General features: G+C 28.5%; 19 protein-coding genes and 1 other RNA gene. 7 read left to right on the top strand and 13 right to left on the bottom strand.

Annotation, left to right across the window (positions count from 1 at the left end):
- Positions 1-289: 289 nt before the first annotated feature.
- Together ssrA and smpB are read right to left on the bottom strand one after the other, a co-directional pair.
- Positions 290-639: a transfer-messenger RNA gene (gene ssrA / locus IC758_RS16780) on the bottom strand.
- Between the two features lie 157 nt (positions 640-796).
- Positions 797-1252 (bottom strand): SsrA-binding protein SmpB, encoded by a 456-nt coding sequence (smpB, locus tag IC758_RS16785; protein ID WP_054275121.1) that lies wholly within the window; start codon positions 1250-1252, stop codon positions 797-799.
- Between the two features lie 586 nt (positions 1253-1838).
- Here smpB and IC758_RS16790 point away from each other — a divergent pair.
- On the top strand, positions 1839-2666 hold the full coding sequence (locus IC758_RS16790; RefSeq protein ID WP_227433791.1) for an AIM24 family protein: 828 nt from the start codon (positions 1839-1841) through the stop codon (positions 2664-2666).
- 574 nt (positions 2667-3240) lie between these two features.
- On the opposite strand, the gene IC758_RS16795 is transcribed toward IC758_RS16790, so the two are convergent.
- The 5 genes from IC758_RS16795 to rnr form a co-directional block, all read right to left on the bottom strand.
- Positions 3241-3885 (bottom strand): ABC transporter permease, encoded by a 645-nt coding sequence (locus IC758_RS16795; protein ID WP_227860619.1) that lies wholly within the window; start codon positions 3883-3885, stop codon positions 3241-3243.
- A complete protein-coding gene (locus IC758_RS16800; RefSeq protein WP_227831566.1) occupies positions 3815-5104 on the bottom strand; it encodes an ABC transporter permease in 1290 nt (429 codons plus the stop codon). The genes IC758_RS16795 and IC758_RS16800 overlap by 71 nt, the downstream gene beginning before the upstream one ends.
- Positions 5101-5973, bottom strand: coding sequence for an ABC transporter ATP-binding protein (locus IC758_RS16805; protein WP_227433788.1), 873 nt, complete (start codon positions 5971-5973; stop codon positions 5101-5103). Before IC758_RS16805 ends, IC758_RS16800 begins: the two co-directional genes overlap by 4 nt.
- Positions 5974-6372: 399 nt before the next feature.
- Positions 6373-6864: a YfbM family protein gene (locus IC758_RS16810; RefSeq protein WP_227433787.1), complete on the bottom strand. Its 492-nt coding sequence runs from the start codon at positions 6862-6864 to the stop codon at positions 6373-6375.
- A 496-nt stretch (positions 6865-7360) separates the two neighbouring features.
- Positions 7361-9496, bottom strand: coding sequence for a ribonuclease R (gene rnr / locus IC758_RS16815; RefSeq protein ID WP_227433786.1), 2136 nt, complete (start codon positions 9494-9496; stop codon positions 7361-7363).
- 616 nt (positions 9497-10112) lie between these two features.
- Here rnr and IC758_RS16820 point away from each other — a divergent pair.
- The 5 genes from IC758_RS16820 (at position 10113) to IC758_RS16840 (ending at position 13226) form a co-directional block, all read left to right on the top strand.
- On the top strand, positions 10113-10727 hold the full coding sequence (locus IC758_RS16820; RefSeq protein WP_227433785.1) for a DNA alkylation repair protein: 615 nt from the start codon (positions 10113-10115) through the stop codon (positions 10725-10727).
- A 17-nt stretch (positions 10728-10744) separates the two neighbouring features.
- Positions 10745-11107 (top strand): winged helix-turn-helix transcriptional regulator, encoded by a 363-nt coding sequence (locus IC758_RS16825; protein WP_227433784.1) that lies wholly within the window; start codon positions 10745-10747, stop codon positions 11105-11107.
- A gap of 54 nt (positions 11108-11161) precedes the next feature.
- A complete protein-coding gene (locus IC758_RS16830) occupies positions 11162-11659 on the top strand; it encodes a YbhB/YbcL family Raf kinase inhibitor-like protein (RefSeq protein ID WP_227433783.1) in 498 nt (165 codons plus the stop codon).
- A 250-nt stretch (positions 11660-11909) separates the two neighbouring features.
- The gene (locus tag IC758_RS16835) at positions 11910-12284 is read left to right on the top strand and encodes a VOC family protein (RefSeq protein WP_227433782.1); all 375 of its coding nucleotides are present in this window, start codon (positions 11910-11912) and stop codon (positions 12282-12284) included.
- Positions 12285-12338: 54 nt separating this feature from the next.
- Entirely contained in the window at positions 12339-13226 is an 888-nt protein-coding gene (locus tag IC758_RS16840; RefSeq protein WP_413926640.1) for an AEC family transporter, read from the top strand.
- Positions 13227-13536: 310 nt separating this feature from the next.
- Here the strand turns inward: IC758_RS16840 and IC758_RS16845 are convergent, their stop codons facing one another.
- A complete protein-coding gene (locus IC758_RS16845) occupies positions 13537-14625 on the bottom strand; it encodes a sulfurtransferase (protein WP_227433780.1) in 1089 nt (362 codons plus the stop codon).
- Between the two features lie 276 nt (positions 14626-14901).
- On the opposite strand from IC758_RS16845, the gene IC758_RS16850 reads away from it, so the two are divergent.
- Complete coding sequence (locus tag IC758_RS16850) at positions 14902-15330, top strand: hypothetical protein (protein ID WP_227433779.1); 429 nt, start codon at positions 14902-14904, stop codon at positions 15328-15330.
- 240 nt (positions 15331-15570) lie between these two features.
- Here the strand turns inward: IC758_RS16850 and secG are convergent, their stop codons facing one another.
- The 5 genes from secG to IC758_RS16875 form a co-directional block, all read right to left on the bottom strand.
- On the bottom strand, positions 15571-15795 hold the full coding sequence (gene secG, locus IC758_RS16855) for a preprotein translocase subunit SecG (protein ID WP_227433778.1): 225 nt from the start codon (positions 15793-15795) through the stop codon (positions 15571-15573).
- 302 nt (positions 15796-16097) lie between these two features.
- Positions 16098-17390, bottom strand: coding sequence for a phosphopyruvate hydratase (eno, locus tag IC758_RS16860; protein ID WP_227433777.1), 1293 nt, complete (start codon positions 17388-17390; stop codon positions 16098-16100).
- Between the two features lie 516 nt (positions 17391-17906).
- Entirely contained in the window at positions 17907-19436 is a 1530-nt protein-coding gene (gpmI, locus tag IC758_RS16865) for a 2,3-bisphosphoglycerate-independent phosphoglycerate mutase (RefSeq protein ID WP_413926637.1), read from the bottom strand.
- 11 nt (positions 19437-19447) lie between these two features.
- The gene (gene tpiA / locus IC758_RS16870) at positions 19448-20191 is read right to left on the bottom strand and encodes a triose-phosphate isomerase (RefSeq protein ID WP_227433775.1); all 744 of its coding nucleotides are present in this window, start codon (positions 20189-20191) and stop codon (positions 19448-19450) included.
- Between the two features lie 25 nt (positions 20192-20216).
- The gene (locus tag IC758_RS16875) at positions 20217-21419 is read right to left on the bottom strand and encodes a phosphoglycerate kinase (protein ID WP_227860620.1); all 1203 of its coding nucleotides are present in this window, start codon (positions 21417-21419) and stop codon (positions 20217-20219) included.
- Positions 21420-21477 lie beyond the last annotated feature (58 nt).

The raw sequence follows: 21477 nt of genomic DNA on the forward strand, positions 1-21477 counted from the left end.
ATATTTTAAAATTAAACTCTAGTATATTGTAGATAAAACAGAAGATTTTAGCATTTAATATATTATTAATATTAACAATTTAAAAAATAATGCTATCCTTATTTTATTATATAATCATATTATGCATAAATATCAATTACTTATTTGATAATTAGCGTCTTTTTTACCATCAAAAAAAACCTCTTTTTCTGTGGTTGGGGTACGGTTGGTGGATTTCGTCACCAAAACAAAAAATACTAGTCACTAAAGACTAGTATTTCCAAGTATTTCATCATTCTTTTTTCAAAATTGGTGGAGACGAGGGGAGTCGAACCCCTGTCCGCAAATCTTTTCCTCGCTGCATCTACATGTGTAGCCAACTTTACTAATATCTCACCTTACATAACGCCAAGTGGCAGGCTCTATGCTTAGCCAGTCCCAATTAATCTACCCTAAGTCGAGACACCCTCAAAGTAGTTCCCTGCATAATGACGTCCAGTCTTAGCCGGCAGGAGGGCTAAGAGGGACGAGCAGCAACTAGGCTGCTATCGCGAAATTATCGTCTGCGTTTATTTTAAAGTTCCCCAGTTTTTACGTGACCCAGAGTAACACGACACGCAGCCTCAAGTTCCAAACCCACGTCGAAACCTTTACGCCCCCTTGAGTAGTTTATAGTCCATTAGACTCTTCGCAAACTTTATCACCATTCTTATTAAATTTTTAATGTATATATAATATAATACTTTTAAGAATAAAAATCAATGTTATGTTCTAGATAATAAAGAATTTTATTCTAAAAAATACATTTTTAACTAGTTTAATATTTCCCTGTCATTTCTCTTTCTATACGTCTTTGGGCATCTTTCTTAGCCATATCTTGACGCTTGTCATATAACTTCTTACCTTTTGCTAAAGCAATCTCTACTTTAACTTTACCATTTTTTAAATATAAACTAAGTGGTATAAGTGAATACCCCTTTATAGTAGTTGCTCCAATAAGTTTTCTTATCTCATGCTTGTGAAGCAATAACTTTCTCACTCTTAGAGGGTCAACATTAAATATATTTCCTTGCTCATATGGACTTATATGAACTTGTTTTAAAAATACTTCACTGTTATCTACAGATGCAAATCCATCACTTAGGTTGACTTTACCCTGTCTTATTGATTTTACTTCTGTTCCTTTTAATTCAATTCCACACTCATAGGTTTCCTCTATAAAATATTCATGTCTTGCTCTTTTGTTTGTTGCTAATATTTTTTTACCAGCCATATAAATCTCACCTTCTTTGCTAGAAATTTCTTTAATATATACTAAAAATTTACTAATTATTTTATATCTACAAATCTTTTGACTACCCTGTATGATAACATATTCAAGTACTTTAGTCAATATGACAACTCATACATTAAACTAATTAAGCAAGATATATTAAATAATATAACAACATATTGTAAGAAATTGCATCTACTCTATTTAATGCAAAGTCAAAATAAATTACTAAAAATAATCTATCAAACTCAAAACAAAAATTTTAATACTCTAATACCTACTTTTCACTTTTCACTTTTCACTTTTCACTTTTCACTTTTCACTTTTCACTTTTCACTTTTCACTTTTCACTTTTCACTTTTAAATAATTTTAACACTCCCATAAAATATAATACCCACAAATTATAAATACTACTCAAAATACGTACTCAAACAATATACTTCAATTATAAATATTCTTAAAATTTCTTAATATCTATGTAAAACTTTGATGATAAAGTAGCTAATTTTTCAAAAAAAATGTAATATATAGTTATATCTTATAAGATTTTAGAGATAAATTTTAATATAGTAGGGAGAAATTTGTATGGATTTAAGCAAAAAAGTAAAAATTTTAGAAAATACATCAGATGGTAGAAGTGAATTTGAAATATTAGAATTTGAAAAACTTGAAGGTGCTTCTAGCCCAATGATGGCAATGGGATTATATTTTGCTAGAGAAGCTGGCTTGAAGGCTAGACAAATTAAGATAAAATTAAATAATTCATCAATAAAAACAGAAGCTGGTGCACTGTACTATTATAAAGGAAAGATATCTTCTGAAACTAAAATTGGTGGTGTTGGAGGTCTTTTCAAAAAAGGAATATCAGGAGCACTTACTAATGAATCAATGATGAAACCTACATATAAGGGTACTGGCGAAGTTTACTTAGAGCCTTCTTTTAGACATTATTTATTTATGAGCCTTGATAATGATTCTATAATCGTCGATAAAGGTCTATTCTATTGTTGCTCTGACACTATAGAAGTAAAGGCATTTACGCAAAAGAACTTCTCTTCTGCTTTACTTGGTGGTGAAGGTTTCTTCCAAATAGAGTTAAGTGGTACTGGTGTAGTTGTTCTAGAATGTGTTGTGCCTCAAAGTGAAATTGTAGAATATGAATTGAGCAATGGAGAAGAATTAAAAGTAGATGGTAACTTTGCAATAGCCAGAACATCTGGAGTTAATTTTTCTGTTACAAAGTCAGATAAATCTTTAATTGGTTCTGCTTTAAATGGTGAAGGTTTCTTAAATACATTTACTGGAAATGGTACAGTTTGGTTAGCTCCTACTCAAGTAATGTACGAAAAACTAAGCTTTGGAGCCATGCCTACTAATGATAATATGAATAATAAGGTTTCTAAGCAAAAATAGAAATTTTATGAAAATTTTATAAAACTATTCATGTAAAGTTAATATAAAATATACTTTTGACATCTTTAGATAAAATTTAGTAAATAGATATATTTTATAATATAAAGACATCAGTGTAAATATAAAAAAGCTGTAGGTAAATTTGTTTCTACACACAAATCTACTTACAGCCTCAAATCTACTAATAGCCTCTTTTATAAATATAAATTCATATTTAAAGATATATTCGTTTTACCTAATGCTCTAATTCAAATCTTATCTGCGTTAAATCATTCAATTATCAATAAATCCAATTAAATAAAATTATTGATAGCATATATTATAAATCTAATAACTTTTATTATAGTTCTGATTATTAACCTAAAAATGCCTATTATTAATCTATTTAGTTTTACTATAATAAACAATTTTTATATTAGTATACTTACTTTGCCTGCAATAAACAACTTTAATATCACTCTATTCAATTTACCTGCAATAAACAACTTTAATATCACTCTGTTTAATGTATCCGCAATAAACAACTTTTGTATTACTCTATTTAATTTACCTACAATAAACAATTTTAATCTAACTAACCAATCTTTCTCTTTATTGGCTTTATCAAAAGAGATACAACCATAAGCACAATACTTCCACATATCAACCAATACTTTTCATCAAAGCTACCTCGACTCATAGACATTATAAAGAAATTTCCAACATACTTATCTTTAGTCATCATATTTAAAATTAAATATCCTATAGATACCATATATCCTATAATAGTATTGTTAAATAAATTAGAAAATAACATACCTAAACTTCCTATAAACATAGCTGATGCAAAACTCCCCACAATATATTTAAATATAGGAAAATTGCCTCCAAGATGTTTTAACATCAGTACAAATCCAGCAATTAACACAAGTATACTTATAATTGACATTATTATTCTTATTAATTGTATAACTACTTGAGATACTGATTTTGATGATACTATCTCATCAATTTCCTTTGATTGTTCTAAGTAAAATATAGGAACTATCATTATTATTCCTACTATTACAACATAGTTTTCAAGACATATAGCTGCTGAAACACTATCTAAATTTGCTACCCCTTGTATAAATGGAATCAAACATAACATACCAATTGAACATATTAGATTAATTAGAGTGCTTAATTTGAAGTTTTCTTTGATTAAAACTAAATAATTTTGAAAACTTTGAACCAACATTAAGATTCCCCCTTCTTTTTTGTTCATATAAAAATGTAGTTATCAAGACAATTATTAATGCTCCCAATCCTATTAAAAGTCTATTACTCATAATAGTATTAAAGTTTTCTGCTATAATAGTTCCATTTAGTACATTATTATGTCTTATCATTAGTCCCATTGATGGATAATCTCCTTCAAGACCTATAGAGTTTATACTGTAAAACCACCAAATTAATTGAACAATAATTGCTACTGGTGTGTCTGTTAAAACAGTCAGACTCACTCCTACAGCTGTAACTATCATAAGAGTTGGCAATAACCACCACAGTGTATATTTTATAAATGCTAAATTATCAACAGAAATTCCTTCATCTTTAGCAAATGAAATTAAAGGAAGTAATTCTTTTATACCTAAAATTAAAACTGGCAACATCATCATAAATACAAGAGCAAAATATCTTGATAAAATTATTTTAGATGTTGATGCTTGTTTTGAATAGACAATTTCGCTCATTCTTGAACGTCTATCTTTCATTGACATAAAAACTGCTACAAATACTGGAAATATACTTAAAATTATACCAATATAGTCACAAAAAATTCTTGCATAACCATTAGTTACTTTATCTTTTTGTATTGTATAGTTATAATTTTGCATAGCTTCTTCATAAGTAATTGGAACTATACCAAATCTTTGTAATTTATCAATGGCATACGCAGACCCACCACCTAAAATTTCATCTACGCTTTGCATTATTTCTTCAAATTTTTCAAATGATAATTTAGAAGAATTTATTTCTATATTTTCTCCACTTTCCCAAATTGAGTTTACTTTGTCAATACTGTTACCAGTTATCTCCTCAATATACTTCTCTATAGTTTGGGTTTTGCTTTCATTTAATTTTATATGCTTAATAATTCCCATTGGATATGTTGTATATGAATTTTCTTGATATTCTCTAATTAAACTTATAGTTGCACTTGGAATTACTTTATCAGACTTCAAAGATTCTTTTTGACCATATGGATATTGATTGTGTTTTAAGTAGTATTCATCAATGTTTTCTACTCTTTGAGGAGCAACTAATGGATTCCCTTCATTAGGAATATTTTTGCTTACATCTTCTGAAACTGAGCTTCCAAGTTGTGAAATATAGAAAACTACTAATACTACAATAAAAACATAATAGACTGTGCTTTTTAATATGTTTTTACACTCTTTTATAAATAGATTCATATCTTATTTCCTCCCATCATAAGCATATAGCCATCTTCGATAGTTGGATTACATTCTACTGCTGTTTCAAAAGGTTTTTCTTCTGATATGATTCTAAGTGTAGCTTTTCCACCTTGAGTCAACATACCTATAACTACAAATCTATTTTTTATATTTTCTATGTCCTTTTTATCTACTTCAACACTATATACTTTTCCATAAGCAAGTTTTGTTAATGCCTCAGTTGTTCCATTATATATAACTTTTCCATTATCTAATATAGCTATATTTTCACATGTTGCTTCTATGTCTCCTACAATATGTGTTGATAATATAACTATTCTATCATTGGCAATCTCACATAATAAATTTCTAAATCGTATACGCTCTTCTGGGTCAAGTCCTGCTGTTGGTTCATCTACGATTAAAACTTTAGGATTGTGAATCAGCGCTTGGGCAATTCCAAGTCTTCTATTCATACCTCCAGACAAAGATTTTACTTTTACTCTTTGATGATTAGTTAAATTTACTTTACTTAATAACTTATTGATAATTTTTCTTCTTTTTCCTGATGGTATATTTGATAAAACAGCTAGATAATCCATTGCTTCATACACTGTCATATTTGGATACATTGAAAAATCTTGAGGAAGGTAACCAACCATATCTCTAATTTCTTTCGTTTTTTCTATAGGAATTCCACACATATCTATTGAGCCATCAGTTTTTGACAATAAAGTAGCTAGAATTCGCATAAATGTTGTTTTTCCTGCTCCATTTCTTCCCAAAAGTCCAAACATTCCACTATCAATTTCAATGTTTACATTTTCAAGAGCCAATTTTGAACCAAACCTCTTACTGAGATTAGACACTGATATTTTCATTTCCATATATAAGTACACCCCCATAAATCATTTTATAGTATTTTATTTTTATTAATTTTTTATTATATTTCCATAATAAATTCTAAAACTTAAGATATTATTTAGAAATTTCTAAATTTTTTCTAAAGATTCTAATTTCTCTTAATAAATAAAATAAATACGCTTATATACTAATGACTTCTGTACTATAGTGATTTAAAAATAATTGAAGTGTCTAAAGATAATATTACTATTTAAAAAGTTCTTTTAAAATTACTATAATTGGATTACATTCTACTGCTGTTTCAATATGTACGTTTATAAAGGCATCATTTACTCATATCTAACTTTATTAAAATTTACAACTTTATAGTAAACAACTTTATAAAACTTACAATCTTATGATAAATAGCTTTATAATAATCATTACATTATACAAAATATTACAGCTTGTCCCTCATTAGAAGCTACTTGCATAAATTTTTTAAGTTCAATTAAATTAGCCCATACATATTCAAAAAATTCATCCTCATCTTCATCATCCATAACAGGATAAATTTCATTTTCTAGCATTTCACTGACACTAAATTTTTTTCTAAATTCTTCTTCTTCCAAATTGTTCATTGCCTCTGATAGTTTTTTTACATCATTAGCTGTAATTAACATAGGATAAAATTCTCCTTCAATTTCCATAAATGTGTTTCCACTCAACACTAATTTACTAAAAATATTAGCATTATCTCCACCAAAAGGACAACCAGTTAGAGTAAACTGAATTGCATGCCATGCTTTATCAATATTAATACTGCTATCTTCCTGTACATCTTCAAACATAAAATCCTCTAAGTTATCTGTTGATTGTTGTAATTTCAAAATATTTTCTTCACTTATTCTAAAGTAACTTCCTATCATGCCCATAATTACTTCCCTCCTAAGTAGTATTTTTATAATTTTAACTCATAACAAAAGGTATTGACAAGAAAATTCACTAAAAAAAATGTCATTACATCTTAAAAATCAAAGTATACATGAGGTAATATTTCTGATGTGGAACCAAAGAATTTTATTACGCACACACATGCACTAATATTGCATAAACTAGTTCTATCTTTTTAGTAAAATACATGTGTTGTCGTGTCAAAATTATATAAAATAAAAAATAAGTGTATCTCAAGTTCTAAATGATACACTTATTTCCTATAAAAATCTATTTTTTAATATATATTTTTTGCCAAATGCTAAATATGGTCTAAACATCTCCTTTTTATCAAATATTCTACATTTAGTCATACCATAAACACTACAAATGTTCATGTCTACTTTTAAATATTTCTGTATTTTCTTATTTTAAGATATTAATTTTTTCCTGTTTACTCTTATTTTCAAATATTAAACCTTATTCTTTATATTTTGTTTATTCTTCAATCTTTTCAACTATCTCAAAGTCAATTTCTTTAAAGTCTACATTTACACCTTCAACTTTTATCTTAACAAGGTCACCTATTTTATATGACTTCTTGGTTCTCTCACCTAACACACTATAAGAACTTTCATCATAGATATAATAGTCATCATTCATATTTGCAAGTCTTATCAATCCTTCTATAGTATTATCTAGCTCAACAAATATTCCAAATGAAGTTACACTAGATACAACACCTTCAAACTCTTGACCAACTTTATCCTTCATATAAAGAGCCTTATAGAAGTCATGTACATCTCTTTCAGCCAATTCTGCTTTTCTCTCTTTTTCAGATGATTGAACAGATGCATAATCTACTATAGTAGTAAGTTGCTCTTGTCTCTTTCCATTTATCTTATTATTTAAAGACTCTTTTATTATTCTATGAATTTGAAGGTCAGGATATCTTCTTATTGGTGAAGTAAAGTGACAATAGAATTTAGCAGCTAACCCAAAGTGTCCACTACATTCTGGTGAATACTTAGCCTGTTTTAAAGAACGAAGCATTATGGTACTGATTGCTCCCTCTTCTGTTTTGCCTTTTATCTTCTCTATTATTCCTTGTAATGCCTTTGGATGTACTTCTTCTTTATCACCTTTTATTGTATATCCAAATGTAGATATAAATTTACTCAATTCTTCCATTTTTTCTAAAGATGGTGTTTCATGTATTCTATACACAAATGGTATACCCATCCAATAAAAATGTTCAGCAATTGTTTCATTACTTATAAGCATAAACTCTTCTATTATTTTATTAGAAATTCTTCTTTCATATGGTTTTATATCTGCAACTTCTCCATTTCCATTTAGAATTATCTTTGCTTCTGGGAAGTTAAAGTCTATAGCCCCTCTTTTTTCTCTTCTTGACATAAGAATTCTAGCCAAAATTTCAGAATTTTTAAAATCATCTACAACATGTTCAAAAGTTTTTTTAAGCTTTTCATCATCTTTTTCTAATATATCGGATACTTCTGTATAAGTCATTCTAGCCTTTGAATTTATTATAGATTCACATATTTCATGCTTAACTACATTTCCCTTATGGTCTATTTCCATAAATATAGAAAGAGTTAATTTGTCTTCAAATGGATTTAAACTACATACTCCATTAGAAAGAGTCTTTGGCAACATTGGAATTACTTTATCTACTAAATATACAGATGTAGCCCTTTTTAAAGCTTCTTTATCTAATTTATTTTTTTCTCTTACATAATGTGTAACATCAGCTATATGAACCCCTAATTTAAAGTTTCCATTAGATAATACCTCTATTGATATAGCATCATCTAAATCTTTTGCGTCATCTCCATCTATAGTAAATATATTTAAATCTCTTAAATCTCTTCTTCTTTTTACCTCTTCTTCTGGAATTTCAACAGCAACAGCTTCTGCTTCTTGCAATACCTTTTTAGGAAATTCTTCTGGAAGACCATGTTCTCTTATTATAGAGTCTATTTCTACTCCTCTTTCACCTTTTTGACCCAGTATTTCTATAATCTTTCCTTCTGGTTTTCTATCTTCTTGTGGCCATACTGTAATTTCACAAACTACCTTATCATTATCTACTGCACCACTAAAATATCTTTTAGGTATATATACATCCTTAGTAAATTTCTTATTGTCTGGTGTTACAAATCCAAAAGTTTTACTTGATTGAAAAGTACCTACTATTTTAGTTATTTCTCTCTTTATAATTTTTACGATTCGTCCTTCTGCTCTTTTTTCTTCAGTTGCAGGTACAACTATCTCTGCCATAACTCTATCATTATGCATAGCTCCATTTATATTGTCACTTGAGATAAATAAATCTTGTGTGTATTCAACATCAGATTCTACAAATCCAAAGCCTTTTTTATGTGATGTAAATTTACCAACAAAATATCCCATTTGATTTGATGATACTATTTTATTTTTCTTAGTAAAACATATATATCCATCTTCCTCTAATTCTTCTAAAAAATTATAGAACATTGGCATTTCTGATGAATGTATATCAAAAATTTCTGCTAATTCTTCCTTTTTTAGAGGATTATATGCACTTTCGTTTATTAATCCTAACAAACTCTCTTTAAGTCCTGGTATCATTTTTTCCTCCTATTTTACTTTCTTGTTATATTATTTTTTTAGTTTTCTATTATATTACCCTTTGTATATCTTCTATATTACCTTTCATATATCTTCACACACCGTTTTTTATATTCTTTTATTATTGTTTCAAGTTAAATCAATTATTATATGTTTTTTATATTTAATTGAAATTATCTTAATAAATCTTTAAAAAAGTTATGATAATTCTCTAATAATAGTTTAAGTTATCATAAGCACAATTGTAATTTACTTAAAATATCATTATTACAGCTACTTTATCACCTAATTATACACCATCATATAGAATTGGTAAAATATTCATTCCATCTAAGTATTAATATATAATAATTTATTCTATTAGTATACTCAAATTAAGTTAAATTTATATAACTCAATTAATTTTTTAAATATAACTTTTTATAATATAAAACTTATAATAAAAGTAAATTTATATGTTAAATTAGGTTGATTTTTTATTGTTTTTTATTTATTCTAATATTAAAGGCTTGCAAACGTTTTTTGACAAGTCTTTATTTTATATAAATTAAATAAATTTTTTTATTATAAATAATATATTAAATTTAAACTAATCTACTTATTGGAGGAGATAAACTTGGAAGAAGTAATTGCAAAAATTATTACCATAGAAAATGGTTTTAAAGAAATCGAAAATATTGCTAAAAAAATTGTAAAAAATAATGACTCAAAGAAGTGTTATTATCTATCAATTTACTTATATAGATCAGAATACTATCAAGTAAGAGAATTAGCAGTGTTTATATTAGGCTTTATATCAATACATATTTCTGAAGCCTTATTATTTTTAAAAAACAATGTGAGTAAAGATGAAAACTGGAGAGTACAAGAAATATTAGCTAAATCATTTGATTATTATTGTAGTGAAGTTGGATATGATAAATCACTTCCTGTGATAAAAGAGTGGTTAAGTTCTGACAACCCAAATATAAAGAGAGCTGTAACAGAAGGGCTTAGAGTTTGGACTATCCGAGACTATTTTAAGACCAACCCCACTGTAGCTATATCATTGCTTTCTAGTTTAAAAGATGAGGACAGTGAATACTTAAGAAAATCTGTTGGAAATGCTCTCAGAGACATAAGTAAAAAACATCCAGATTTAGTAAAAAACGAATTAAACTCATGGGATGTTTCAAATAAAAAAGTTGAACTTGTATATAAACTTGCTTCAAAACGTATTTTGGCAAAATAAATTGGAGGTGACTATACTTGAAGCTTCGTGAAAAATATACATGTCCATTAGAACTAACACATGATATGATAAAAGGTAAATGGAAGTCTATTATATTATGGAGATTACGTATAGGTCCAACTTCTCTATCAAAACTAGAAAAAGAGATTAATGGAATCAACCAAAAAATGTTGCTTGAACAACTTAAAGAATTGATTGAATTTGGGATGGTTGATAAAAAAACCTATGAAGGATATCCACTTAAAGTTGAATATTCACTTACACCTATTCGTGGAAAGCAGATGTTAGATGCTTTGGCTATAATGCAAGATATAGGAATTAATTTCATGCTAGAGAATGGTAAAGTAAGTAATTTACCATTATTTACAACTGGTATATAATAAACTTACAGAAAATTTTTATTAATTTATTATATATTTAGGAGGCAAATTATTATGAAAGTAACTAGTACAGGTATAGTAAACGGTGTTATAGAAGATAAATATGGAAAAAGAGGAAATCAATTTAATAAAGGTGGTATGCCTACATATTCATTACCTCTAAAATTTGAAGATGCTCCAGAACATACAGTGTCCTTTGCTGTATTTTTAGAGGACAAAGATTCAGTTCCTGTATGTGGATTTGCATGGATACATTGGCTAGCTGCAAATATAACAAAAGATGAATTAAAGGAAAATGAAAGCATAACAGCTACTGATTTTATTCAAGGGACTACTAGTTGGCATAGTAAATTAGGTGATATTGGTAGATTAGAAGCTAGTGTTTATGGTGGTATGGCTCCTCCAGATAGACCACATGTTTATGAAATACATGTGTTTGCCCTTGATACTACTCTTAATCTTGAAAAGGGATTTTATATGAATGAGTTTTTTGAAGCCATGGATGGGCATATTTTAGATATATTTACACTTAAAGGGAGTTATTCTAATTAATTAGATTTACTATAGCTAATCATTAATTTGTTACACTTAATTAATGATTAGCTTAATTGCTATTAAATTATTTTTCTATTTTAATTAATTGTTGATTCAATGGATTCGAATTATTTTTTATATTTTATTTAACTATTAAATCAATTAATTTCAGGTTATTTCTTATATTTAACTAATTATTATTTTATGCCTTATTAAAAGAAGATATAAACACATTTAATAAATCTATATAAAATTTCGAGGAGTTATTATGATAAAAAAAATAGACCATGTGGTCATTACTACTAATAATATAGAAAACTGCATAAATTTTTATAAAAAGCTTGGTTTTACATTAAAGATGGCAAATGAAAGATATGAACTTTACTCTGGAGATTTCAAAATAAATGTCCATTTAAAAGGTCATGAACTTTCACCTCACAGCAAAAACGTACAAACAGGTAGTGCTGATTTGTGTTTTGAGATAAATACTAATATTGACATGACAAAAACAAACTTAGAACAAAATGGTATTAAAATTAAGCAAGGAATTGTAGAACGCACAGGAGCCTTTGGTGAAATGAAGTCTATTTACTTAAGAGACCCTGATGGAAATTTAATCGAATTGTCAAGTTATGGAGAATAAACTTTGGAAAATTTAATTCTATCTATAAATGTAGTTCTTCCTTTGTTTCTCACAATGTCACTTGGGTATGTTCTGAAAAAATTAAGTTTATTTGATGAACATACTTTAAATAAAATGAATAATGTTTGTTTCAAATCTTTCCTGCCATTACTATTATTTTTTAATATATACAATACGGATTTAAATGGTTCTCTTAACCTCAAACTTATGGCTGTAGCTATTATAAGTATTTTTTCAATCTTTTTACTCTTAGTTTTTATTATACCTAAGATTGAAAAAGATAATAAAACAAGAGGTGCATTAATACAAGGTATCTTTCGCAGTAATTTTGTTATATTTGGTATACCTGTAACAATCTCACTATTTGGTGATAAAAATATTGGGGTTACATCTTTATTAATTGCAGTTATTGTTCCTATGTTCAATGTATTATCAGTCATAATACTTGAGATTTTTAGAGGTGGTAAAATAAATATAAAGCACATGATTAAAGGTGTTTTAACAAATCCTCTCATAATAGCTTCTGTAATAGGATTGATAATGCTTATTTTAAATATTAAAATCCCTGAGTTTTTACATAAAACCATTGGTGATATTTCCAAAATTGCTACTCCCCTATCACTTATAATTCTAGGTGGGTCTTTCAGCTTTTCTGCTATAAAAGGACATATAAGACCAATTATACTGGGAGTGTGCGGAAAACTTATTCTTATACCTGCTATATTTTTACCAATTAGCATTTTTCTTGGATTTAGAAATGTAGAATTAGCTTCACTTATGATAATGTTATCTGCTCCAACTGCTATTTCTTCATTTACAATGGCCCAACAGATGAATTCTGATAGTGAACTTGCTGGACAAATTGTAGTATTTACCTCTGCATTTTCCATAATCACAGTATTTATAATAATATTTATCTTAAAACAGAATAATCTTATTTAGTAATATCCTATAGTATAATTTGGTATAATAAGAAATATATACTTGTATTGTAAGAAACACATATTGATAGCATAGTAAATATATATTGATATTGTAATAAATATATACAGAAAATAAGTACTACTCATAACTCAAAAAAATATATAAAAGGTGGCCTATAATAAATATAGTTCACCTTTTATATTGAAATTCATATTCTCTATTGAAACTTGTATTCTTTACTGAAACTCATAAAATTTCAAGTTTTTTAAAAAATAGGATATAGCTTATTACTTATAAAAATTATATTGGCATATCCTCTTTTTTTATATTATTTTTTAGCTTTATCAGTTGATAATTCACCTACAGTTGTATACTTAACATCCCCCTCTTTAGGATTTCCTACTTGTACTGGCAGATTAGGTTGTGTTTGCCATTGCCACCATCCACCATCAAATAAAGTGATGTTTTTCCATCCATTTTCATAGCACATTAACCAAGGAATAGTTGCTCTCCATCCAGTTCCACAATAAAATGTTGTATTTGTATCTTTTGTCACATCAATATCTTTAAAATAACCTAATACTTTATCAAAATCTACATAGCTTCCATCTTCATTCATATAATCTTGCATACTGCTTGCATCAGTACCTGCACGCCCCCATACAGCACCCTTTGGCTCTCCAGCTTTATCAATATAATTGTAACCACTTGTTTTTCCAGAGAACTCTTCTAAGCTTCTTATACTTACTAGTCTAAAGTTAGGGTCATTTTTTAATTTATTTTCTACATCTTTTATATCCATTACATATTCTGGATGAGCTGGAACTTTTACACCAAACTCTTTTTGAGATTTTGGCTCTACTGCTCCTTTTTCTACATCATATTTTGCATTTTTCCATGCTTCAATACTCCCATCCATAACTTTAACATTTTTAACACCAGCCCAAAGACAAATGAATGCTATTCTATCTACTCCTGAATCAGAACCATATAGTATAACAGTTGTATCTGATGTAATACCATTGCTAAGTAATACTTTTTCAACTACATCTGCTGGTTTGATATTGTAGTTATCAAAGTCTTTTACTCCTTCATCATTATCATATTCTAAAGAGTCTGTATCAATATGAATAGCTCCTGGTATATGCTGTTTCAAGTAGCCTTCATTTTGTTCAGTTGCTCCCCATGAGCCTTCTGCAATAACATAATTTTTAGACTCTGGTTGATTTCCATCAATAACACTTTTTACCCACTTAGGTGATACAAATACTTTTGTTGTATCAACTGGGTCAGCTGTAACCTTTTCCGCATTAGCATCTTTATTACTTGCTTCATTTGAATTGTTGTTTGAACACCCAACTAATAAAGTCGCAATCATAGCTATACATAATATTAAACTTAATAACCTTTTTTTCACGTTTTTCCCTCCATCTTATCTAGTTTTCATCTAAAAAGTATATCATATAGCTTTTTTCTATTCAATAATTCTACAGCTTATACATAATATTGGCTATACAAAATATCTATACTTCATCTTACTCTTTATACAAAATTTCTATATAACATTCTATTTATGTCTTACTATTAAATTATATTGATTTATATTATAATATTTTAGTAGTAAACATTATAATATAAATCAATATAATATTTTTAGTTTGTCTATAATTTAATATAATAAGGAGAAATACTAATGAAGAAAACACTCTATAGTATTACAATACTATTTCAAATTGCTTTTCTAATAGGATGTAAGGTTTTTGAAAAATATGCAAATACAAGAATGGGAATGCATAGGTGGGTAACATACACTAACAGAAACTTTGAAAGAGATTATCCTATTGAATCACTTAAAATAGCTCTAATAGCTATTCTTATCGTTTTTACTATAATTGCAATTATACTGCTAATTCAAAACACTATTTTAAAAAAGAACTATAATTTATTTGGTAAATTAATGGGTCTTTTAACAATAATAATCAACACTCTTTTATTAAAGTTTATATTAACAAATACACAATATACTAACAGTTCCTACTTTTTTTTAATAATGATGCTTAGTATGGTATCTATTTTGCAAATTATCAAGTTGATTGTGCATACTAGAATGATTAAAAATTAGATATATCAAAAGCTAGATATTAAAAACTATATAACAAAAATAGATATATCAAAAATTTATTTTATAAATATCTGACTCAATTCATAAAATAAAAACTGGACCAATAATATAAAATCATTAGTCCAGCTTTTACTTTACGTACTTTTTTATGTTGACGTACTTTTATTAAAAACTAAATTTAATTTTTAAATGTAACCAAAATGCACTAATTAAATAATGGCCAGTTATTCAACAATACCACTACTTCTTAACTATAAGTAGTGCCAATGCATTTATAAAAAATAATACTGCTGTTATCTTTGTAACTCTAGCAAGAAATGCTTGTTTTCCTTTTGGTTTAAAGTAAGCTTGACTTCCTTCTCCACCAAACTCTGAAGGTAAAGCATTCTTAGAATCTTGAGGCATTATGCTAATTACTAGTAAAATCCCTAGTACTACTTGCACACCCATTAAAATGTTGCCCATTCTTGCCCCTCCTATCTTTCTATTACTTAAATTTCATTACTCTTTAGTGTATCACAATAATATAGTCATTTCAAGACTATTATGTTATAAATCACAAACAAAACTGATATCAAAAGCCATCAAAATATATCTATAGTTTTTAATTATAGCAATTATTTCAAAGCTTTTATTTATTTTCCTAATAAAAATGGCTTACATATAAAAAGGGATAAGTGCTTTGAAAAATCAATTAACACTTATCCCATTTATCTCTTATAAGATAAACTTAAAATCTTTTATACTATCTTTTTAATCCTTAAAAACTATTTTTTTAAGTTATAGAAAGATTTTAATCCACAGTATCTAGCTTGCTCTCCAACCATTTCTTCTATTCTTAATAATTGGTTGTATTTAGCAACTCTATCAGTTCTTGATGGAGCACCAGTTTTTATTTGTCCAGCATTTACTGCAACAGCTAAATCTGCTATAGTAGAATCTTCAGTTTCTCCTGATCTATGAGATATAACAGCAGTGTACCCTGCTCTCTTAGCCATTTCTATTGCATCTAGAGTTTCAGTTATTGTACCTATTTGGTTAACTTTAACTAATATAGAGTTAGCTACTCCATTTTCAATTCCTTTTTCTAATCTTTCTGTATTAGTAACAAATAAGTCATCTCCAACTAATTGTAATTTGTTTCCTAATTTTTCAGTTAATAATTTCCATCCATCCCAATCTTCTTCATCTAAACCATCTTCTATAGTTATTATTGGGAAGTTGTTTGACCAATCTTCATATAAAGCAACCATTTCAGCAGCAGTTAATTCTTTTCCTTCTCCAGCTAAAACGTATTTTTTAGTTTCTTTATTGTACATTTCTGTAGCAGCAACATCAAGTCCTAACATAACATCTTCTCCTGGCTTATATCCAGCTTTTGTTATAGCTTCAACTATTAATTCTAAAGCTTCTCTGTTTGAACCTAAGTTTGGAGCGAATCCACCTTCGTCACCTACACCACAAGCTAATCCTTTTTCTCCTAAAACTTTCTTTAATGAATGGAATACTTCTGCTCCCATTCTTAAACCTTCTTTAAAGCAACAAGCTCCTACTGGTAATATCATGAACTCTTGAACATCAACGTTATTATCAGCATGTTCTCCACCATTTAATATGTTCATCATTGGAACAGGTAATTGCTTAGCATTTACTCCACCTAAGTATTGGAATAATGGTAAACCTATTTCATCAGCAGCTGCTCTAGCTACTGCCATTGAAACACCTAATATAGCATTAGCTCCTAATTTACCTTTGTTTGGAGTTCCATCTAATTCTATCATCATTGCATCTATAGCTGGTTGGTCAAATGCATCCATTCCTTCGATTTCTGGTGCTATTATTTCATTTACGTTAGCAACAGCTGTTTCTACACCTTTTCCTAAGTATCTTCCTTTGTCTCCATCTCTTAATTCAACAGCTTCAAAAGCTCCTGTAGATGCACCTGATGGAACTATTGCTCTTCCCATTGCTCCATCTTCTAATACTACTTCAACTTCTACAGTTGGATTTCCTCTTGAGTCTAATACTTCTCTAGCATATACTAATTCAATAACTGACATTTGTATATCTCCCTTCGATTTTTCTATTAGTTAAATTTTCATTTACTGTAAACATCCGTCTACTAGTTTTAATCTACTTATTATATTATAGTACAGAAAGTTATTTTTGAAAATTAGATACAAATTTATTTGATGGGTAAATTTGTAAAAGTTTCTATTTTTATTTTATTTTTTATAATTTTTAACTTATCTATTAGCCAAAATCAATCTTCAATACATAAATATACAGATAAACTTAAAACATGAAACACAAAATTTACAACTAATGATTCTAATAATTTTTGATTTTATAATATATATTAATTATTATTTTTTACATCATTTTACTTAAACTTTATAAAATTCACTTAGACTGAAATACTTTTAAGTTTACTTTATTGTAAGTTACTATTCTACTTATCAATTCAATTTATAAACTTATTAATTCAATTTCTAGCACCTAATTTTGCATATTCAAATTCTTTAGCAAAAATTTCAAATGGCACTAGATTAATAGATAATACTTATTAAGCTTAACTATTTTGAAATAAGTGAATGACCAGTCATTTCTTCTGGTTTTTCTAACTTCATCATATCTAAAACAGTTGGCGCTATATCAGATAATCTTCCTGCGTCTAATAATTTTGCACCTTCAAATTCTTGTCCAACAACCACAAATGGTACTGGATTAATAGAGTGGGCTGTTACAGTCTTTCCTGTTTGTGGGTCTAACATGTATTCAGCATTTCCGTGGTCAGCAGTTATTATTGCGCTTCCACCTAGCTCTATTATTTTATCTACTAATTTTCCTACACAAGTATCTACAGTCTCAACAGCCTTTATAGCTGCTTCAATATTTCCTGTATGACCTACCATGTCAGGGTTTGCAAAGTTTAAAACTATAAAGTCAAACTTATCTTCTCCTAGTTTTTCTAAAGCTTTGTCTGTTAATTCATATGCAGACATCTCTGGTTGTAAGTCGTAAGTTGCAACCTTTGGAGAAGGTATTAATAATCTCTCTTCACCTTTGTTTGGCTCTTCTACTCCACCATTGAAGAAGAAAGTAACATGCGCATATTTTTCAGTTTCAGCAGCTCTTAATTGAGTTTTTCCATTTTTCGCAAGATATTCACCCAGAGTATTAGTTAAAGATTGTGGTCCAAATGCTATATGCACTTCTTTTATAGTTATATCGTACTCTGTTAAACATACAAAGAAGTTTTTAATTTCTTCTCTTTTAAATCCATCAAACTCTTCACTTACTAAAGCTCTTGTTATTTGTCTTGCTCTATCTGGTCTGAAATTGAAGAATATAATTGAATCATTTTCTTTTATACTTCCAACTGCTTTATCATCTTTAACAATAACTGTTGGCATTATAAATTCATCATTTTTTCCATTATCATAAGAGTTTTGAATAGCTTCTTCAATAGAAGTTGCTTTTTCGCCAATACCTCTAGCCATGGCATTGTATGCAAGCTCTACTCTTTCCCATCTCTTATCTCTATCCATTGCATAGTATCTACCAGAAACTGTAGCAAATTCACCTACTCCAATTTCATTCATACTAGCTTGTACTTCCTTAGCATATTCCAATGCGCTTTGAGGGTCCGTATCTCTACCATCAGTAAATGCATGAACATATACTTTTTCTACACCTTTATCTTTTGCCATTTTGATTATAGCTTTAAGATGGTCTATATGTGAATGTACTCCACCATCAGACAAAAGACCCATTACATGAAGAGAATGTTCTTTTGCATTGTCCATAGCTTCACATAAAACTTTATTATTAAAAAAATCACCATCTTTTATAGATTTTGTTATTCTAGTTAAATCTTGATATACAATTCTACCTGCACCTATATTAGTATGGCCAACTTCTGAATTTCCCATTTGACCATCAGGTAGACCAACATCAAGACCACTAGCATTTATTAATGTGTTTGGATATTCTTTCATTATTCTGTCTAAATTAGGAGTTTTGGACTCAGCAATTGCATTTCCCTTAACTTCCTTATTATATCCAAATCCGTCCATAATAATTAAAGCAACTGGTTTTTTCATCATTTCACTCCTTAGAAATTAACAAGGTCTAAATAGTCATTAGCAGCTAAACTAGCTCCACCTACTAAAGCTCCATCTATATCACTTTGACCCATTATTTCAGCTACATTTGAAGGTTTAACACTTCCACCGTATTGTATTCTAACTTCATTAGCTAATTCTCCATATAATCCTTTTATAACTTCTCTTATATAAGATATAACATCATTAGCATCTTCAGCAGTTGCAGTTTTACCAGTTCCAATAGCCCAGATTGGCTCATATGCAACAACTACTTTTGCTAAATCATCTTTAAGAACATTTTCTAAAGCTTTTTCAACTTGAACTTTACAAACATCTTTAGTTTTTCCAGCTTCTCTTTGCTCTAAAGTTTCACCAACACATAGTATTGGGTCTATTTCTACTTCTAAAGCTTTTAAAACTTTTTTGTTTACAGTTTCATCAGTTTCATTGAAATACTGTCTTCTTTCTGAATGTCCTATTATAACATAGTCCATATCTATTTCTTTTAACATAAGAGGTGAAACTTCTCCTGTAAATGCTCCTTTTTCTTCAAAGTGCATGTTTTGAGCACCTATCTTTATATTTGTACCCTTAGTAGCTTCTTTTAAATCCTTCAATAAAGTAAATGGTGCACATATAACAGCTTCTGCCTTATCAGCATTAACTTTTCCTTTAACTTCATTTACAAATTCTAAAGCTTCTTTTATTGTTTTATGCATTTTCCAATTTCCTGCAATTATAGGTTTTCTCATTTTACAATCTCCTCTATATAGTAGTTTATTTATTATCTAATGCTGCAATACCTGGTAATTCTTTACCTTCTAAAAATTCTAGTGATGCTCCTCCACCTGTTGATACGTGAGTCATCTTATCACCAAATCCTAATTGATTAACTGCTGCTGCACTATCACCACCACCAATTACAGTAGTTGCATCAGTTAATTCTGCCATGGCTTTAGCTACTGATAGTGTTCCATTTGCAAAGTTTTCAAATTCAAATACTCCCATTGGTCCGTTCCATACTACAGTTTTTGATTCTTTTATGGCTTTTACAAAGTTTGCTATAGTCTTAGGTCCCATATCTAGTCCCATATAATCTTCTTTTACATTAGCATCTTCTGTTACTATTGGAGTTGCATCTGGTGCAAAGTGGTCTGCCATAACAACATCTACTGGCAATAATAAGTTAACGCCTTTTGCCTTAGATTTTTCCATCATTTCTTTTGCATATTCTACTTTATCTATTTCAAGTAAAGATGTTCCTACTTCATAACCTTGAGCTTTTAAGAATGTATAAGCCATTCCTCCACCTATTATTAGATTATCAACTTTTTCTAATAGTTCATTTATAACAGCTAATTTATCAGAAACTTTAGCTCCCCCAAGTATAGCTGTAAATGGTCTTACAGGATTGGCAACAGCTTCTCCTAAGAATTTTAATTCTTTTTGAATTAAGTATCCGCAAACTCTCTCTTGTAAAAATTCTCCTGCTCCAACTGTTGAACAATGCGCTCTATGAGCAGTTCCAAATGCATCATTTACAAATATTTCAGCAAGTGAAGCTAATTCTTTAGAGTAGTTTTCTTCATTTTTAGTTTCTTCTTTTCTATATCTAGTATTTTCTAATAACACTACATCTCCGTTTTCCATTTTTTCAGTAGCTTTTTTTGCATTTTCTCCTACAACATTATCATCTGCTGCAAATACAACTTCTTTACCTAACATTTCAGATAATCTCTTTGCAACTGGTGCTAAAGATAATTCTGGTTTAGCTTCTCCCTTTGGTTTTCCTAAATGAGAACATAATATAACTTTTGCTCCTTTAGAAATTAAATATTGAATCGTTGGTAAAGCTCCGTTTAATCTATTTTCATCAGTAATTACACCATCTTGTAATGGTACATTAAAGTCACATCTCACTAATACTTTTTTCCCGCACACATCAATATCTTCTATAGTTTTTTTGTTTAGCATTGACATAAATATCTCTCCTTTTAATAAAGTAATTTTTTATTGCCAAGTATAATATAGTACATAC

The organism is Clostridioides sp. ES-W-0016-02 (assembly GCF_020641035.1).
Taxonomy (GTDB): domain Bacteria; phylum Bacillota; class Clostridia; order Peptostreptococcales; family Peptostreptococcaceae; genus Clostridioides.

Coding starts and splice junctions, on each gene's coding strand:
- IC758_RS16850 (WP_227433779.1), top strand. CDS start 14,902: ATGAAGAAAACACTCTATAGTATTACAATACTATTTCAAATTGCTTTT.
- secG (WP_227433778.1), bottom strand. CDS start 15,795: ATGGGCAACATTTTAATGGGTGTGCAAGTAGTACTAGGGATTTTACTA.
- IC758_RS16840 (WP_413926640.1), top strand. CDS start 12,339: ATGTCACTTGGGTATGTTCTGAAAAAATTAAGTTTATTTGATGAACAT.
- rnr (WP_227433786.1), bottom strand. CDS start 9,496: ATGATACCAGGACTTAAAGAGAGTTTGTTAGGATTAATAAACGAAAGT.
- IC758_RS16875 (WP_227860620.1), bottom strand. CDS start 21,419: ATGTCAATGCTAAACAAAAAAACTATAGAAGATATTGATGTGTGCGGG.
- IC758_RS16830 (WP_227433783.1), top strand. CDS start 11,162: ATGAAAGTAACTAGTACAGGTATAGTAAACGGTGTTATAGAAGATAAA.
- IC758_RS16835 (WP_227433782.1), top strand. CDS start 11,910: ATGATAAAAAAAATAGACCATGTGGTCATTACTACTAATAATATAGAA.
- eno (WP_227433777.1), bottom strand. CDS start 17,390: ATGTCAGTTATTGAATTAGTATATGCTAGAGAAGTATTAGACTCAAGA.
- IC758_RS16810 (WP_227433787.1), bottom strand. CDS start 6,864: ATGGGCATGATAGGAAGTTACTTTAGAATAAGTGAAGAAAATATTTTG.
- IC758_RS16800 (WP_227831566.1), bottom strand. CDS start 5,104: ATGAATCTATTTATAAAAGAGTGTAAAAACATATTAAAAAGCACAGTC.
- IC758_RS16795 (WP_227860619.1), bottom strand. CDS start 3,885: ATGTTGGTTCAAAGTTTTCAAAATTATTTAGTTTTAATCAAAGAAAAC.
- IC758_RS16805 (WP_227433788.1), bottom strand. CDS start 5,973: ATGGAAATGAAAATATCAGTGTCTAATCTCAGTAAGAGGTTTGGTTCA.
- gpmI (WP_413926637.1), bottom strand. CDS start 19,436: ATGAAAAAACCAGTTGCTTTAATTATTATGGACGGATTTGGATATAAT.
- IC758_RS16790 (WP_227433791.1), top strand. CDS start 1,839: ATGGATTTAAGCAAAAAAGTAAAAATTTTAGAAAATACATCAGATGGT.
- smpB (WP_054275121.1), bottom strand. CDS start 1,252: ATGGCTGGTAAAAAAATATTAGCAACAAACAAAAGAGCAAGACATGAA.
- tpiA (WP_227433775.1), bottom strand. CDS start 20,191: ATGAGAAAACCTATAATTGCAGGAAATTGGAAAATGCATAAAACAATA.